Raw genomic sequence first — 15,667 nt, forward strand, 5'->3', positions numbered from 1 at the left:
GGCCGGTTCCGGGTTCGGGCCGGCTCGGGGTCGGCGTGGCTCTTGGTCAGGCTGGTTCCGGGTTCGGGGTGGGCGCCGGCTCGGGTGCCGTCGCCGGGATCGGCAGGGCGGCGGTGACGCGGAAGCCGCGGTCGGGCCGCGGCCCGGCGTCCAGCCGGCCGTCCAGCAGCGCGGCCCGCTCGCGCATCCCGACGATGCCGAACCCGGGCCCGGTTCCCGTACCGCGGCCGGGTTCGGCGCCGGGCCGGCCGTCGTCGACGACCTCGACGCCCAGCTCGGTCGGCCGGTAGGCCAGGTCGATCCGGCAGGACCGGGCGGTCGAGTGCCGGATGACGTTGGTGACCGACTCCTGCACGATCCGGTACGCGGCGAGGTCCACCTCGGCGGGCACCGGCCGTACCGTGCCGGTCCGGCGCACCGAGACCTCGATGCCGGCCTCGGCGGCGCCCGCGACGAGCCGGTCGACCTCGGCGAGCCCCGGCGTACCGGCCGGTTCCGGGCCGGCGGGATCGGCCCGGCGCAGGGCGACCAGGGTACGGCGCAGCCCGGACAGCGCCTCCCGGCTGCTCGTCTCGATGATCCGCAGCGCCTCCTGCGCCGCGTCCGGCTGGGTGTGGATGACCCGGTTGCCGACGCCGGCCTGGATGGCGATTATGCCGACGCTGTGCGCGACCATGTCGTGCAGTTCGCGGGCGAGGCGCAGCCGCTCGGCGGTCAGCGCGCGCTCCGCCGCCTGCGCCCGGGCCGCGCTGGCGAGCTGCCGGCTCGTCCGGATCGACTGCCCGATCACCCAGGCGAACACCGCGGTGAACAGCACCGGCGCCTGGTACTCCGCGAGGTGCAGGCCCGGCCCGCACGCCAGCGCGAACACGTCGTACCCGGCGGGGACGAGCACGCCGAAACCCAGCGCGGCGAGCGCGGTGCGGCGCGACCGGGTCGCCGAGACGTAGCACAGCGCCACGTACACCGGGATCATCTCGCTGAACCCGACCCGCATCGGATCGCCCGGCTGCACGCCCGGGATGACCTGCTGCCCGGCGAGCACGCCGGCCGCGGCCACGGCACCGGCGGTGAGCATCGCCAGCGCGGCCAACGGGTACCGCCGCAGCAGCGCCGCGGCGACCGCCACCGTGCCGGCCACCGCGGCGGGCCCGGCGTGCGCGTACCCACCGCCGGTACCGAGGGGCGGCGGCAGCGTGTTGGCGGTGAGCAGAACCGTCAGCACGGCGGCGCCGATCCACATCAGTACCGGACCCAGGTGGCGGTCGACCGGCACGGGTAACCGGGGAAGGGCGCGCATGCCGTGACGGTATCCGCGTCGGGGCCGCGCAGCGTCGGCCCGTGGACGTACGCCCTGGGGCGCATCGCCCCGCCTGCAGCGGCGGGGTCCGTTGATCCTGCGTCGGGGAGGGCCTTGGTGCCGGTCAGGTCTCGTCGACGGGGAGGACGAAGCTGCCGCGCCCCTGCACGGTGACGATCAGCCCCTCGTCCTGCAACATCCGGTACGACTTGCGGGTGGTGAGGCGGCTGATGCCGGTCTCCTGCTGGATCACCGTCTCGGAGGGCAGCCGGTCGCCGGGGCCGAACTCCCCGGCCGAGATGGCGTCCCGGACCAGCTGGGCAATCTGGACGTAGACCGGGGTGTACGCGCCCGGCTTGACCTTCGTCCAATCGACCATGATCACAACGTAGGACGAGGGCTCCGAAGACCTCGGTCAGTCGCAGGAGTTCCCGGGACTTTCCAGAGGTTTCCAAGTGCGCTACTGTGCAGGGGTCGGAAACAAGGCGACCCCGCGGCGTCGGGCAAGGACGGCCGCGGGGTCTGACCGCTCGTGAAGGGAGCGGCTGTGGGCCACGGTACGCATCCGGTCGTCCGGTGTTCGACCCCGCACGCGGGGGATCAGGTGTTCATCAGCCCGGCGGCCGGCGTGCACGGCCACGGCTGCTTCTGGGCGATGGTCGTCGAGGCGACGCCCGCCCTGGTCAAGGGCGCGATGTACCTGAAGGTCGTGCCGGTCGCCGACCTCGACGGCAACCCGACGGTACGCACCTTCTACGTCCGGCTCGCCGGCCTGCTGACCCGATCGATGTCGTGACCGCCTCGGCCGCGGTCGGCTGGGTCCTCTCGCTGTTCCTCGCGTTCGCGATCGGGGTGGTCGTCGGGCACGGCCCGGACCGTCGACGTTGACAGGCCCGACGCTTTACCCTACGGTAAACATTACCGATGAGTGAAATGTTGGGAGTGATCATGCCGGAGATCGTGAAGTCGATCGAGATCGCCGCGCCGCCGAGCCGGGTGTGGCAGTGGTTCGCCAGCCAGCAGGCGCTGCGCCGGTGGCTGTCGCCGACGCTGGAGATCGACCTGCAGCCGGCCGGGGCGTACCGGATGCTCGGCGCCGACGGCGACACCTGGATCAGCGGGCAGGTCCTCGAACTCGTCCCGGAGGGCCGGCTCGTACTGTCCTGGCTGGAGGAGGACGCCGGCTGGGTGCACCCGGGCCGGCTGGTCGTCGAGCTGACGGCGGCGTCCGGCGGCACCCGCGTCACGCTCGCCCACGACGGCTTCGCCGGCATCGGTACGCCGACCTGGCAGCGCACCGCCGAGGCGTACCGCCGCGGCCTGGACCGCCACCACGTACTCGAAGACCTCGCCGCCGCGGTGGCCACCGGCGACGTGCCTGCCGCCGTCACCACCGATGCCTGACCACCCGGACGCCACCCCCCGCTCGGCCGGCACCAGCGAAGCCACCCGAGCGGCGGGCGACCGTGCCGACGCGACGACCCGTCGGGCGGGCGAGCGGGGCGACGCGACGACCCGTCGGGCGGGCGAGCGGGGCGACGAGACCGACCGGCCGGCGGGGGACCGCAGCGACGAGGCGTTCCGGGCACTGGCCGATCCGACCCGGCGGCGGATGCTCGACCTGCTCGCCGAGCGCGGCACGCTGTCGGTCGGTGAGCTCGCCGCCGAGTTCCCCGACCTGGTGTTCTCGGGCATCTCGAAGCACCTGATGGCGCTGCGGGCCGCCGGCCTGGTCACCGCGACCAAGCAGGGTCGCAAGCAGCTGTACCGGATCGACGAGTCGGGCTTCGTCGCCGCGCTCGCCCCCTGGGTGGCCCGCTACGAGGCCTACTGGTCCACCGCCCTGAGTACGCTCCGCGACCTCGCCGAATCCCCCGAGGACCCGCCGAGCTGACCGCGGTCGGTACGCGTCGGCCGGCCGCTCCTGTCGCTCGACGCCGCGCCCCCTGGGCCCGGGCGACCCGCGTGGCGGTCAGCGCCGTTGCTCGGCCGGGCACCACCAGGTGGTACGGCCGCCGATCGTGCCGCGCGTCATCGGCCCACCGTCCCGTGGGCAGGTGGCGCCGGGCCGGCGCAGCGGCACGATCGTCAGTTCGTGTACGCCGCCGGCCCGGATCGAGGCGCGCAGCGCGTCCCGGGTGGCCCGCAGCAGCCGTCGCCGGTCGTCGTCCGTCAGCTCGGCGACCGGGCGGCCCGGATGCACCCGGGCCCGCCACAGGATCTCGTCGGCGAGCAGGTTGCCGATCCCGGCGATGCGCTCCTGGTCGAGCAACCGGGCCTTGACCGGTGCCGCCGCACCGGCCGCCAGCGCGGAGCGGAACTGCGCCGGGCTGATCGTCGCCGCGTCCGGCCCCAGCTGGTCGACCGGTGGGTCCAGCCGGACCCGCCCCAGCCGCCGCGGATCGACCAGCAGCAGCCGGCCACCGTCGGCGAAGGTGAGGCCGAACCGGGCCCAGCGGAAGTCCCCGGGTCGACGACCGCCCTCCCAGTGGTCGCCGCCGTCGACCTCGGTCCCGTCCGCGTCGACCACGACGACCTTGCCGGACATGCCGAGATGGATGCCCAGCGGAGCCGACCGGGACGCCGAGTCCGTCTCGCACCACATGCTCTTGCCTCGCCGGTGCGCCGCCACGAGAGTGCGGCCGCGCAACGCCCGCCGGATCTCCCCCGGTGGATGCGGCCGGCACACGTACCGGTCGGAGTCGTCGACGTCGCTGATCCGGCGGCCGAGCGCGGCCCGTTCGATCACCGCCCGCGCGGCCTCCACCTCCGGGAGCTCCGGCATCCCGCCCCCCTCCGTCGAGTCCCCGCCGAGCACGCAGGTCGCCGGTGGCTCAGTCGAAGACCTCGTCCAGCGACGCCGCGTCGACCGCCTGCGGCAGCCAGCTGGTGAGCCGATCGGGGGGTGTGGGTGGACATCGGCGCCTCCAGGTGGCGGGCGGCGCCGCGACCATCACCTCACTGTAACGACAGCACGGGCCGATCGCGCTCGCAGCGCGTGACCGCGGCATCTCCGTGGTACCCGGCGCGTGGCAGGTCGTCGGCCCGGCGGCGAGTCGGGCCGGGCGCAGGCGGGCGGCGCGATGCCGACACGTCGCCGAGTGCCGCGCGCGGTGCCGGGTGCTCGCGACCGAACTCACTGCGGCGCCGGCCCGGGACGGGTCGGCGCCGCAGCGGGAGGCGACCGTACTCACATGTTGATCATGTGGCCGGACAGGCCGTGGACGGCTTCCTTGACCGCTTCGCTGAGTGTCGGGTGGGCGTGCACGTTGCGGGCCACCTCGTGCACGGTGAGGTCCCACTGCTGGGCCAGGGTCAGCTCGGGCAGCAACTCGGTGACGTCCGGGCCGATCAGGTGCGCACCGAGCAGCTCGCCGTACTTGGCGTCGGAGAGGATCTTGACGAACCCGTTCGGGTCGGCCAGGCCCTGCGCCTTGCCGTTCGCGGTGAACGGGAACTTCGCCACCTTCACGTCGTAGCCGGCGTCCCGCGCCTGCTCCTCGGTGTAGCCGAAGGACGCGATCTGCGGCTGGCAGAAGGTGGCCCGCGGGATCATCTTGAAGTCGACTTCCATCGTCTCCGCGTCGCCGATCGTCTCGGCCGCGATGATGCCCATCGCCTCGGCGGCGTGCGCGAGCATCAGCTTCGCGGTCACGTCACCGATCGCGTAGATGCCGGGCGTCGAGGTACGGCAGCGGCCGTCCACGTCGATCGCGCCCCGGTCGGTGAGCTTGACGCCGGTGTTCTCCAGCCCGTACCCGTCGACGCGCGGCGCGAAGCCGATCGCCTGCAGCACCTTGTCGGCCTCGATGACCTGCTGCGCTCCGTCCCGGGTCACCGTCACCTTCACCCCGGTACCGGTGTCCTCGATGCCGTCCACCCGGGTCGAGGTGAGCACGTCGATGCCGAGCCGCTTGTACCGCTTCGCCAGCTCGGCGGACACCTCGGCGTCCTCCAGCGGTACCAGCCGGTCGAGGAACTCGACGATGGTGACCTTGACGCCGTAGTTGCTCAGCACGTAGGCGAACTCGACGCCGATCGCGCCGGCGCCGGCGATCACGATGCTGGATGGCAACGTGTCGGTGAGGATCTGCTCCTCGTAGGTCACGACGCGCTCGGACAGCTCGGTACCGGGCAGCAGCTTCGTGTTCGTGCCGGCCGCGATGATGCAGTTGTCGAACGTCAGCGTCTCCGAGCCGCCGTCGTTCAGGGTCACCGTCATGGTGTGCGCGTCGACGAAGGTGCCCCTGCCCTGGTACTCGGTGATCTTGTTCTTCTTCATCAGGAAGTGGACGCCCTTGACCCGGCCGTCCGCGACCTTGCGGCTGCGCTGGAACGCGGCGCCGTAGTCGAACGTGACCTTGCCGTCCACCTGGATCCCGAACGTCTTCTGCTCGGTGTTGAAGATGTGCGCCAGCTCCGCGTTGCGCAGCAGGGCCTTCGACGGGATGCAGCCGACGTTCAGGCAGACACCGCCCCAATACTTCGCCTCAACGACGGCGGTACGCAGGCCGAGCTGGGCGCTGCGCACGGCCGCGGTGTACCCGCCCGGGCCGGCGCCGAGGACCACGACATCAAAGTGTGTACTCACGAGCCGGATCATATTCCGCTACCTGGCGACCTGCCCGGGCACCGGTTTCGACGGTGACGCGGGGGCCAGCGGGAGCGACCGGCGTCACAACCGGCCAGGCGGCGAGCTGCGGCGACACCGCCCGGCTCAGGATCCGCCGCGCAGCGAGGCGTCGAGGAGTTCGATGGTGTGCGCGGTGGGCAGCGGGGTACCGGCGCGGCGGAGGGCGGCGGTGATCTGGAGCAGGCAGCCGGGGTTGCCGGCCACCAGCAGATCGGCGCCGGTGGCCCGGATCCGCTCCGCCTTCCGGTCGCCGAACTCGCGGGCCGGCTCCGGTTCGAGCAGGTTGTACACCCCGGCGGAGCCGCAGCACAGCTCCGCCTCGGCCGGCTCGACCAGCCTCAGCTCCGGGATGCCACGCAGCAGCTGCCGCGGCGCCGACCTGATCTTCTGCGCGTGCGCCAGGTGGCACGCGTCGTGGTACGCGACGGTGCGGCGCACCGGATGCCGGGGCGCCACCGGCCCCAGCTCCACCAGCAGCTCGGTGACGTCCCGGGTACGGGCGGACAGCCGCTCGGCCCGCCCGGCGTAGCGCGGATCGTCGGCGAGCAGCTCCACGTACTCCTTCATCGCCGAGCCGCAGCCGGCCGAGTCGGTCACCACGTAGTCGACGCCGGCCGCGTCGAACGCGTCGATGGTGGCGCGGGCGAACCGGGCCGCCTCGTCCCGCCGGCCGGTGTGCGCGGACAGCGCGCCGCAGCAGCCCTGCCGGCGCGGGACCAGCACCTCGCAGCCCTCCAGCGCGAGCACCCGCGCGGTCGCCGCGGACACCGAGCCGAAGAACGCGGACTGCACGCAGCCGGTCAGCAGCCCGACCGTTGCGCGGCGCCGGCCCCGGGCCCGTACCCGGGTGGGCAGCCGCGGCGCCCGGCGGGCCGGCGGCGCCAGCTCCTCCATCGTGGCCAGCGCCGGCGGCAGGTGCTTCGCCAGCCGGTGACCGAGCCGGTCCGCGCCGGTGGCCCGGTACGCGGCGAGCGGGGCGCGCAGCAGCCTGAGCCGGCGCGGGTACGGGAAGAGGCCGAAGACGAGGGCGCGCAGCAGCCGCTCGCTTCGGGTACGCGGGTGGCGCCGCTCGACCTGGGCGCGCGTCGCGTTCAGCAGCTCGTCGTACCGGACGCCGGACGGGCAGGCGGTCACGCAGGCCAGGCAGCCGAGGCAGGCGTCGAAGTGGCCGGCCATCGCGTCGGACAGCGGCGCGCCGTCCAACCCCTGCTGGATCAGGTGGATGCGACCGCGCGGCGAGTCCATCTCCTCGCCCCACAGCACGTAGGTCGGGCAGCTGGGCAGGCAGAACCCGCAGTGCACGCAGTCGTCGGCGAGCGACCGCGACGGCGGATGGTCGGAGTCGAAGGCGCCCAGCACGTCCGGTTCGCTCGCCACGGTCTCAGATCCCTCCGACGAAACGGCCGGGGGCGAGCCGGCCGGCCGGGTCGAACTCCTGCTTGACCGCGCGCATCAGCCCGATGCCCTCGACCGGGCCCCACAGGTCGAGCTCCGGCCGGATCTTCGGCGGCGCGGCCAGCACCGTGCAGTGGCCGCCGTGGCTCATCGCGACGGTACGGGCGGCGTTGACGATCTCGACCGCGCGGTCCGGGTCGACGTCACCGGGGATCGCGGCGTGCAGCACGCCGGCGGCCGGCGAGCAGAAGATCCGCATGCCGGTACCGCGGGCCGCGTCGCGCATCGAGTACACCGGGCCGAACAGCTGCCCGACCGGCGTCACCACCTGCAACGCCACGTCCTCCGGGCCGAACGGGTAGCTGCCCCACCACTCCGGCGGTTCGGCGTCGGCGCGAGCGTCGCCGCCGAGTACCTGGACCGCCTTCTCGGCGCGCGCCGCGACCCCGTCGGCGGGGCCCTCCAGCAGCAGCACCATCAGGTCGGGGTGGCCGGGGACCCGCGCCGGCCGGCGCAGGCTGTCCGGCTCCGGGCACTCGACCTCCATCGCGGTCGGCGCCAGCCGCTCCTGCTTCAGCCGTACCGACAGGTCGCGGACCTCGCCGGGGCTGCGCACCGGCCGGCGCACGTACGCCCGTGCCGCCGGGACCGGGGTCAGCTTCACCGCGATCTCGGTCAGCACCCCGAGCGTCCCGTACGACCCGGTGAGCAGTCGGCCCAGGTCGTAGCCGGCGACGTTCTTCACCACCTTGCCGCCGGAGTGCGCGACGACCCCGTCGGCCCGCACCACGGTCAGCCCGATCACCTGGTCCCGCGCCGTACCGTGGCGCAGCCGCAGCGGGCCGGCCGCGCCGGTGGCGACCACCCCGCCGAGCGTCGCGCCGGGCAGCATCTCGTCCAGCGGCAGCCGCTGCCCGTGCTCGCCGAGCACCCGCTGCACCTCGGCCAGCGGGGTACCGGCACGGATCACCGCGATCAGGTCGCCGGCGGCGTGCTCCACCACCCCGGTCAGCCGGGACGTGTCCAGGATCAGGTCGGCGGCGGTCGGCGGCGCGCCCCAGTGCAGCTTCGTCCCACCGCCGCGCACCACCACGTGCAGCTCGTGCGCCGACGCGGCGCGCAGCACCCGGGACACCTCGTCGGTCGACGTCGGGTACGCCACGAAGCGCGGCTCGACGTCCGCCACCCGGTCGGTGGGCTGCGCCGCGCGCGCCTCGCACACCGCGCGCAGGTCGTCCAGTGCCGTCATCAGAACGCCTCCGCCAGGCCGGCCGCCTGCGCCGGGTGCGGCGTGGTCCCGCGGCGCGGCACCTCGCCGCACAGCCGCGGCGTGGGGAACACCTTGCCCGGGTTGCAGCGCTGCGCCGGGTCGAACGCGCACCGCACCAGCTGCATGGTGTCCAGGTCGTCGGCGGTGAACATCTTCGGCAGGTGCTTCGCCTTGTCGACGCCGACGCCGTGCTCGCCGGTGATCGAGCCACCGTGGCCGATGCACAGGTCGAGGATCGCGCCGGACACCTCCTCGGCGGCGTCGCCCTGCCCGGGCACGGACTCGTCGTACAGCACCAGCGGGTGCAGGTTGCCGTCGCCGGCGTGGAACACGTTCGCCACCCGGATCCCGGTACGTTCGGACAGCGCGGCGATGTCGGCCAGCACCTCCGGCAGCGCGGTACGGGGGATCACGCCGTCCTGCACGATGTAGTCCGGGCTGATCCGGCCGACCGCGGCGAACGCCGACTTGCGGCCCTTCCACATCTCGCCCCGCTCGTACTCGTCGGCGGCGCGGCGCAGCTCGAACGCGCCGGACTGCTCGCACCGCGCGGTCACCGCGGCGAGCTCGGCGGCGACGTCGTCGGCCGGGCCGTCCAGTTCGACGATCAGCACCGCGCCGGCGCCGTCCGGGTAGCGGCAGTCGACGGCCTGCTCGGCCGCCTCGATCGACAGCGCGTCCATCATCTCGATCGCGGCCGGGGTGATGCCGGCGGCGATGATCGCGCTGACCGCCTCGCCGGCCGACGCCATGTCGGGAAACGCGGCGAGGATCGTCTCGACGCACTGCTGGGTCTGCACCAAGCGGACCACCACCTTCGTCGCGATGCCCAGGGTGCCCTCGGACCCGATGAACACCCCGAGCAGGTCGTAACCGGTGGACTGCCGGCACTTGCCGGCACCGAGCCACACCACGTCACCATCCGGAGTAACGATCTCCAAGCCGGTCACGTGGTGCGCGGTGAACCCATATTTCAGACAGTGCGCACCGCCCGAGTTCTCCGCGACGTTGCCGCCGATGGAGCAGATCTGCTGGCTTGACGGGTCTGGTGCGTAGTGGTAATGCGCGGGCGAAACCTCCCGGCTGATCGCCAGGTTGATGACGCCGGGCTCGACGACGGCGCACTCGGCGTCCAGGTCGACCTCCAGGATGCGGCGCATCCGGCTGGTCACGATCAGCACGCCGTCGGACCGGGGCAGCGCCCCGCCGGACAGCCCCGTCCCGGAGCCGCGCGCCACGAACGGCAGGTCGGCGTCCCGGCAGGCGCGTACCACCTCGGCGACCTGCTCGGTGGATTCCGGCAGCACGACCAGCCCGGGGCTGACCGCGTAGCGGGCCAGGCCGTCGCACTCGTAGGTGCGCAGTTCGGCGGGGTCGGACAGCACCGCGTGCGGGCCGAGCGAAGCGGCGAGCCGTTCGGCCACTGCCGCCAGCCGGGCCGGCACTTCCATCCGCGCCTCCAGCGCTCACGCCCCGCCGGTCACCGGCGAGTCGCCATCCGACGCCATCCTGCAGCACCTCTTGGTACGGCCAAACTACGGCGCCCCGAGTGCCGGGTCAACAAACCACAACGGCACGACCGGAGTCGCGGCGTGGCCCGTGTCGCCGGCAGGTCAGGGACCGTTGGGCTCCGGCCGGACGCCGTGCCCGGTACGGGCCACCGACGAGACCGCCTGCGCGATCGACGCACCGCCGCCGACCAGCTCCAACGTCAAGCCCGCGGTGTCCGGCTCGTCCAGCAGCGCGGCCAGCACCCAGGCCACGTCGTCCCGGGTCACCTCGCCCGGCTCGGCCTCCGGCGCCAGCCGGATCCGCCCCGTACCGGGGTCGTCGGTCAGCCGGCCGGGCCGCAGGATCGTCAACGCCAGGTCGGGCCGGTGCCGCAACTCCTCCTCCGCCTCGCCCTTCGCCTTCTGGTACGCCGCGAACACCTCGTCGGTGCCCGGCCGCGGCGGGGCGCCGGCACCCATCGACGAGACCAGCAGGTACCGCTGGACGCCGGCCAGCCGGGCCGCGTCGGCGAGCAGGATCGCGCCGTCGCGGTCCATCGTCTGCTTGCGCTCGGCGCCGCTGCCCGCGCCGGCGCCGGCGGCGAACACCACCGCGTCGGCGTACCGGACCTGCTCGGCGACCTGCTCCGGCGTCGCCGACTCCAGATCCAGGACGACCGGATGTGCGCCCAGCTCACGAAGCTCGTCGGCCTGGTCCGGATTGCGGATCAGGCTCACCACGGCGTCGGAACGCGCAACCAGTTGGCGCGTCAGTCGGAGTGCGATCTTCCCGTGCCCACCAGCCACAACCACCCGCATGTCCCCACCGTATTACTGTCCGCACCTTGCGTGGCGCCGGCAAAACGAGTAATTAACGCAAATACGGCGTGAGAGTTTTCATGTCACGGAAACTGGCCCACCCGGTGCGCGTGCATGCGGTGAGTCATCGATGGCGGTACGCGGGTGACGACTGCGCACCGCGAGATGGTGGCGCCGGTCCGTACGGGTCTGCCCAAACAGTGTCGATCCGTGTTACACAACCAAGCGTCTCGGCGAACCAACGACCAGGCAGTCGGGCCGGTTCGCCGGCGAACACCCCCGAAAAGACGCACCGAGGAGGCGCGTTGTGACCGATCCGAACGGTGGCGGCTTCAACTCCGGAGACGATCCGGTGACCCACCGCCTGCCACTGCGCAACACCAGCACCCAGACCGCGTCCCGGCCGGGCAGCGCCGACCCGTGGCGCACCGACACGCCGGACGAGGACAACCCGTTCGCCGGTACCGCGCTCGGCGGCCTGCCGGACCGCGGCAACACCCCGGCGAACCCGTTCGGCTCCCCCGCCGCGGGCAGCCCGTCGTCGCTCGACCTGGACGACGACGAGCGGCGCAAGGCGCGTACCAGCTTCCCGATCACCATCGGCCTGATCTGCACCGTCGCCGGTGCGACCCTCGGCGTCACCGAGGTGCTGGCGCGGGTCGGTGCGGTCGTCGGTGCGCTCGGCATCCTGCTGTCGGTGATCGGCCTGATCAGTGCGCGGCGGGCGCACGTCGGCGGCCGGCTGGTGGCCGTCCTGTCGATCCTGATCGGCCTGGCCGCCATCGGCATCGCGGTGGTCGACCACTTCGGCACCTTCACCTGGCTCACCGCCGACCTGCCGAAGCACCTCGCGAACAAGATCGACGACTACGTGCCGTTCCTGTCCTGACCGTCCATAGTGGACATCTGCGGCGACGCCGCGGTGGGCTCGCCGTTGGCGGCGGGCCCACCGGCGTCGCCGCCGTCGTACCGGTAGCCGGACGGCGGTGACCTCCTGTCACCAGGCCGGACGGTACGCCGACGGCAGGCGACGCCGGCCCGTTTTGTTGCGGGCCCTAGGATCGCTCGGGTGATGCCACGGCTACCCGCAGCTTCGGACCGCACGGACCGTCGGCACCGGCCGGACCGCGGCGTTCGACGCCGGCTCGACCGGGGCGTTCGCCGCCGGGTGGGCGGGTCGTGGCGGCTGGCGGTCGCGACGCTGACGGTGCTGGCGCTGGGCGGCCCGGTGCTGGGCGGCGCGGTGCTGGTCGCGCCGGGCGTCGCCGACGCCGCCCCGCAGTGCTCGCAAGGCCAGATCGACAACGTCGACTACCAGCCCTGGGCGGTCAAGCGCATCGCGGCCGACCGGGCCTGGCCGATCAGCCAGGGCCGCGGCGTCACCGTCGCGGTGCTCGACTCCGGCGTCAACGCGAAGCACCGGCAGCTCGCCGGCCGGGTCGAGGCCGGTACGGATCTGGTCCGCGGCAAGGGGACCGCCGACACCGACTGCAACGGGCACGGTTCGGCGGTCGCCGGCATCATCGCCGGCAAGCGCGTCGACGGCTCCGGCTTCGCCGGTGTGGCACCGGAAGCGACCATCCTGCCGATCCGGATCGCCGAGGACACCGAGAAGTTCGACGACGGGTCGCCGCGCATCGCCGCCGCGATCCGGTACGCGGTGGACCACGACGCGACGGTCATCAACATGTCGCTGACCACCGACGACACCCCGCAGCTGCGTTCCGCGGTCGGCTACGCGCACGAGCACGGCGTGGTCATGGTCGCCGCCACCGGCAACCAGGCGGACGACCAGCCCGAGTATCCGGCGGCGTACCCGGACGTCGTCGCGGTGGGCGGGGTCGACTCGTCCGGCGGCCACGACAGCGAGTCGGTGACCGGCGACTGGGTCGACCTGGCCGCGCCGAGCACCGACATCGTCGCACCGGCCGGCACCGGCTCCGGCTACCGCCCCCATGAGGGCACGAGCTTCGCGGCGCCGGTGGTGGCCGGCACCGCGGCGCTGATCCGCGCGTACCGGCCGGAGCTGACGCCGGACCAGGTGGCGACCCGGCTGGAGGCGACCGCCGACCATCCCGCCGACGGGCACGACGACCGGGTCGGCTACGGCGTGGTCAACCCGTACCGGGCGGTCACCCAGGTGCTCGGCGAGCCGGGCGACGGCGCCGCCGCCGGTGGCGCGCTGCCCGCCGCGGCGAGCCGTACCGACGCCGCCGACCCGGTCCGGACCGCGGCGCTGTGGGCGGCGGTCGGGCTGCTCGCCGTGGTGATCGCGCTGCTGGTGCTCGCCGTCGTCGTACCGGCCGGGCGGCGTCGCGGCTGGCGCCCCGGGCTGCGCGGCCGGCTGCCCGGACCGCGGTCGGCCCGCCGCGGGCCCGCCGAGTACGACCCGGCCGCGCCGCCGCCGATCGAGCCGGAACCGCCGGCCACCACCGCCGTGCGGCTGCCCGGCACCGACAGCGCGGCCACCTTCACGGTCGACGTGCACCTGAACTGACGATCCGCCCGGGCCGCGGGGGGTCCACCCGACTGACGACCCGCCCGGTGCCCCGGGGAGGTCCACCCGAACCGACGACCCGCCCGGTGCCCCGGGGAGTCAGGGGGCGGCGGGTTCGTTGCGGAGGACGAGGACGGCGATGTCGTCGCGCGGCGGGTCGGCGGTGAACGACAGGACGGCGTCGGTCAGCTTGCCGGCGATCGTCGCCGCCGGCGCACCAGCCAGGCCGCGCAGCTCGCGGCGCAGCCGCTGGTGGCCGAACAGGGTGCCGCCGCGGCGGCGTTCGGTCACCCCGTCGGTGAAGAACACCAGCGCGTCGCCCGGCGCCAGCCGGAACTTCACCGGCGTCACGGTCACCTCCGGCAGCAGCCCGACGGCGGTACCGCACTCGCCGACCTGCTCCGGGTTCGGCACCTCGCCGCCGTCCGGCCCGCCGCCGGGCCGTACCAGGAACGGCTTGTCGTGGCCGGACAGGCACAGCTCGATCTCCAGCGCGCCGTCCGCGGCGCGGGCCACCACCGCCATCGCGAGGGTGCAGTACCGGTAGCCGTCGTGCTGGTCGAGCAGGGTCTGGTTGAGCAGCTCGACGATCCGGCCGAGCGGCCGGCCGTCCCGCACCAGCACCCGGATCACGTCGCGGACCACGCCGGTCAGCGCCGCGGCCTGGGCGCCCTTGCCGCACACGTCGCCGATGCACATCAGCCACTGGTCGGCGCCGAGCTCCAGCACGTCGTAGAAGTCGCCACCGACGTCGGTGCCGGTGCTCGCCGGCTCGTACTCGGCGGCGAACGTGACACCGTCCGCGGTCGGCAGCGCGGACGGCAGCAGCGCCCGCTGGAACGCCTGCGAGACGTCCGCGCGTTCGGCGTGGATGCGGGCGTTCTCGATGGCCAGCGCGGCGCGGCGGGCGATGTCGGAGATGATCGTGACGTCGTCCGGCGCGTGCAGCCGGTCGGGCGGGCGGCCCACGGACAGCGTGCCGAGCACCCCGCCGCGCGCGATCAGTGGTACCGCGACGCCCTCGGCCGGCCGGGGCAGCGCGACGACCCCGTCGCCGTGTGCCGCCTCCGTCAGCCGGTCGGTGATCTCCTCGTCGTCGTGGCCGGACAGCAGCCGGCGCAGCAGCGGCAGCGCGCCCTCGTCGGCGTGCGTGGACGCGGCGAGGCTGAGCTCCCCGTACTCGTCGAGCACGTGCAGCGCGCACCACTCGCCGAGCCGCGGTACGACCAGCTGCGGGACCAGGGCGAGGGTCAGCTCCACGTCGAGCGACTGGGCCAGCAGCTCGCTCGCCTCGGCCAGGTAGGTCAGCCAGCTGCGCCGGGCCCGGTCCATGTCGCGCAGCCGGTCGTTCTCGATCGCGATGGTCATCCGCTCGGCGGACAGCTGGGCCAGCGAGTGCCACGACTCGGTGAGCGCCGCGTCCGGTGCGGTGTGCAGCTCGATCCGGCCGGACAGCGGCCGCGGCAGCGGCAGCGGCACCGACTCGGACGGCGCGGACTCGGCCGTCTCGGGCTCGGCCTCCGGGGCGGCGATGCCGTCCGGCGCCTCCACCACCGGCAGCCCGGCCGTACCCTGCCGGGCCACCATCCGCTGGCCGCGGCCGTCCGAGGCGTCCACGTAGACCGCGCCGCCGGCGGCGCCGATCACCTCGCACAGCCGCAGCAGCAGCTCGGACAGCAGCTGCGGCAGGGTCAACCGTTGCCGCAGGTCCTCCGGTACGTGCACGAGCCAGACCAGCGCGTCGGCCGGGCCGGTGGCGGCCGCCTCCGGCGACTCGGGGCGCGGCCGGGTGGGCTGGCCGTATCGGGTGCGGGCCGGCGGGCCGCCGCGCTCCAGCCGGAACCAGACGCCCTTGCCGGTCGGGTCGTGGGTGGTGCCCCAGGAGGTGGCGAACTGGTCGACCAGCAGCAGGCCGCGGCCGTGCTCGGCGGTCTCGTCCGGGGTGAGCAGGTTCGTCTCGATCGGCCCGCCGCGGTAGTCGGTGACCGTGACGGTGACGCCGCGCTCGTCGGCGGCGATGTCGACGTCGAGGTCGGTACCGGCGTGCACCACACCGTTGGTGGACAGCTCGGTGGTCAGCAGCAGCGCCTCGTCGAGCAGGTCGCTCTGGCCGGACTCGACGAGCACCTCGCGCACGGCGGCCCGGGCCGCCGCCGGTGACCGGTAGTCGGCGGGCAGCCGTAGCCGGCGATGCACCGCAGTGGTCACCCCACCTCCCGTTTTCCCGGTTCGTACCGGGAGTCGACACCGGCGCGCAGGCTCC

General features: G+C 73.9%; 14 protein-coding genes. 5 read left to right on the forward strand and 9 right to left on the reverse strand.

Annotated elements, in window-relative coordinates:
• Positions 1-46: 46 nt before the first annotated feature.
• Together NUM_RS34435 and NUM_RS34440 are read right to left on the reverse strand one after the other, a co-directional pair.
• Positions 47-1,300, reverse strand: a complete 1,254-nt coding sequence (locus NUM_RS34435) for a sensor histidine kinase (protein WP_207129128.1) — start codon at positions 1,298-1,300, stop codon at positions 47-49.
• 124 nt (positions 1,301-1,424) lie between these two features.
• A complete protein-coding gene (locus NUM_RS34440) occupies positions 1,425-1,679 on the reverse strand; it encodes a GntR family transcriptional regulator (protein ID WP_207129129.1) in 255 nt (84 codons plus the stop codon).
• A gap of 168 nt (positions 1,680-1,847) precedes the next feature.
• On the opposite strand from NUM_RS34440, the gene NUM_RS34445 reads away from it, so the two are divergent.
• The 3 genes from NUM_RS34445 (at position 1,848) to NUM_RS34455 (ending at position 3,194) form a co-directional block, all read left to right on the forward strand.
• Positions 1,848-2,096 carry a hypothetical protein gene (locus NUM_RS34445; RefSeq protein WP_207129130.1) on the forward strand — a complete coding sequence of 83 codons (249 nt, stop codon included), beginning with the start codon at positions 1,848-1,850 and terminating at the stop codon, positions 2,094-2,096.
• Positions 2,097-2,224: 128 nt separating this feature from the next.
• Positions 2,225-2,704, forward strand: a complete 480-nt coding sequence (locus NUM_RS34450) for an SRPBCC family protein (protein ID WP_207129131.1) — start codon at positions 2,225-2,227, stop codon at positions 2,702-2,704.
• On the forward strand, positions 2,697-3,194 hold the full coding sequence (locus NUM_RS34455) for an ArsR/SmtB family transcription factor (RefSeq protein ID WP_207129132.1): 498 nt from the start codon (positions 2,697-2,699) through the stop codon (positions 3,192-3,194). The genes NUM_RS34450 and NUM_RS34455 overlap by 8 nt, the downstream gene beginning before the upstream one ends.
• A gap of 78 nt (positions 3,195-3,272) precedes the next feature.
• Here the strand turns inward: NUM_RS34455 and NUM_RS34460 are convergent, their stop codons facing one another.
• The 6 genes from NUM_RS34460 to NUM_RS34485 form a co-directional block, all read right to left on the reverse strand.
• Positions 3,273-4,085: an Fpg/Nei family DNA glycosylase gene (locus NUM_RS34460; protein WP_207129133.1), complete on the reverse strand. Its 813-nt coding sequence runs from the start codon at positions 4,083-4,085 to the stop codon at positions 3,273-3,275.
• A 405-nt stretch (positions 4,086-4,490) separates the two neighbouring features.
• Entirely contained in the window at positions 4,491-5,891 is a 1,401-nt protein-coding gene (lpdA, locus tag NUM_RS34465; RefSeq protein WP_207129134.1) for a dihydrolipoyl dehydrogenase, read from the reverse strand.
• A 126-nt stretch (positions 5,892-6,017) separates the two neighbouring features.
• Positions 6,018-7,310: a (Fe-S)-binding protein gene (locus NUM_RS34470; protein ID WP_207129135.1), complete on the reverse strand. Its 1,293-nt coding sequence runs from the start codon at positions 7,308-7,310 to the stop codon at positions 6,018-6,020.
• 4 nt (positions 7,311-7,314) lie between these two features.
• On the reverse strand, positions 7,315-8,577 hold the full coding sequence (locus NUM_RS34475) for an FAD-binding oxidoreductase (protein WP_207129136.1): 1,263 nt from the start codon (positions 8,575-8,577) through the stop codon (positions 7,315-7,317).
• Positions 8,577-10,049 carry an FAD-linked oxidase C-terminal domain-containing protein gene (locus NUM_RS34480; protein ID WP_207129137.1) on the reverse strand — a complete coding sequence of 491 codons (1,473 nt, stop codon included), beginning with the start codon at positions 10,047-10,049 and terminating at the stop codon, positions 8,577-8,579. Before NUM_RS34480 ends, NUM_RS34475 begins: the two co-directional genes overlap by 1 nt.
• Before the next feature lie 162 nt (positions 10,050-10,211).
• A complete protein-coding gene (locus tag NUM_RS34485) occupies positions 10,212-10,907 on the reverse strand; it encodes an SDR family oxidoreductase (RefSeq protein ID WP_207129138.1) in 696 nt (231 codons plus the stop codon).
• A 307-nt stretch (positions 10,908-11,214) separates the two neighbouring features.
• Between NUM_RS34485 and NUM_RS34490 the strand changes: the two genes are divergently transcribed.
• The gene (locus NUM_RS34490; protein WP_207129139.1) at positions 11,215-11,796 is read left to right on the forward strand and encodes a hypothetical protein; all 582 of its coding nucleotides are present in this window, start codon (positions 11,215-11,217) and stop codon (positions 11,794-11,796) included.
• Between the two features lie 279 nt (positions 11,797-12,075).
• A complete protein-coding gene (gene mycP / locus NUM_RS34495) occupies positions 12,076-13,404 on the forward strand; it encodes a type VII secretion-associated serine protease mycosin (protein WP_225919043.1) in 1,329 nt (442 codons plus the stop codon).
• 99 nt (positions 13,405-13,503) lie between these two features.
• Here mycP and NUM_RS34500 read toward each other — a convergent pair whose 3' ends face one another.
• Positions 13,504-15,612 carry a SpoIIE family protein phosphatase gene (locus NUM_RS34500; RefSeq protein ID WP_207129140.1) on the reverse strand — a complete coding sequence of 703 codons (2,109 nt, stop codon included), beginning with the start codon at positions 15,610-15,612 and terminating at the stop codon, positions 13,504-13,506.
• Between the last annotated feature and the right edge of the window lie 55 nt (positions 15,613-15,667).

The sequence above is a fragment of the Actinocatenispora comari genome, assembly GCF_017312725.1.
Taxonomy (GTDB): Bacteria; Actinomycetota; Actinomycetes; order Mycobacteriales; family Micromonosporaceae; genus Actinocatenispora; species Actinocatenispora comari.

What these genes read in the sequence shown, in the direction of transcription:
- NUM_RS34435 (WP_207129128.1), bottom strand. Translation starts at nt 1,300, where the DNA reads ATGCGCGCCCTTCCCCGGTTACCCGTGCCGGTCGACCGCCACCTGGGT.
- NUM_RS34460 (WP_207129133.1), bottom strand. Translation starts at nt 4,085, where the DNA reads ATGCCGGAGCTCCCGGAGGTGGAGGCCGCGCGGGCGGTGATCGAACGG.
- NUM_RS34485 (WP_207129138.1), bottom strand. Translation starts at nt 10,907, where the DNA reads ATGCGGGTGGTTGTGGCTGGTGGGCACGGGAAGATCGCACTCCGACTG.
- NUM_RS34455 (WP_207129132.1), top strand. Translation starts at nt 2,697, where the DNA reads ATGCCTGACCACCCGGACGCCACCCCCCGCTCGGCCGGCACCAGCGAA.
- NUM_RS34475 (WP_207129136.1), bottom strand. Translation starts at nt 8,577, where the DNA reads ATGACGGCACTGGACGACCTGCGCGCGGTGTGCGAGGCGCGCGCGGCG.
- NUM_RS34450 (WP_207129131.1), top strand. Translation starts at nt 2,225, where the DNA reads ATGAGTGAAATGTTGGGAGTGATCATGCCGGAGATCGTGAAGTCGATC.
- NUM_RS34440 (WP_207129129.1), bottom strand. Translation starts at nt 1,679, where the DNA reads ATGGTCGATTGGACGAAGGTCAAGCCGGGCGCGTACACCCCGGTCTAC.
- NUM_RS34480 (WP_207129137.1), bottom strand. Translation starts at nt 10,049, where the DNA reads ATGGAAGTGCCGGCCCGGCTGGCGGCAGTGGCCGAACGGCTCGCCGCT.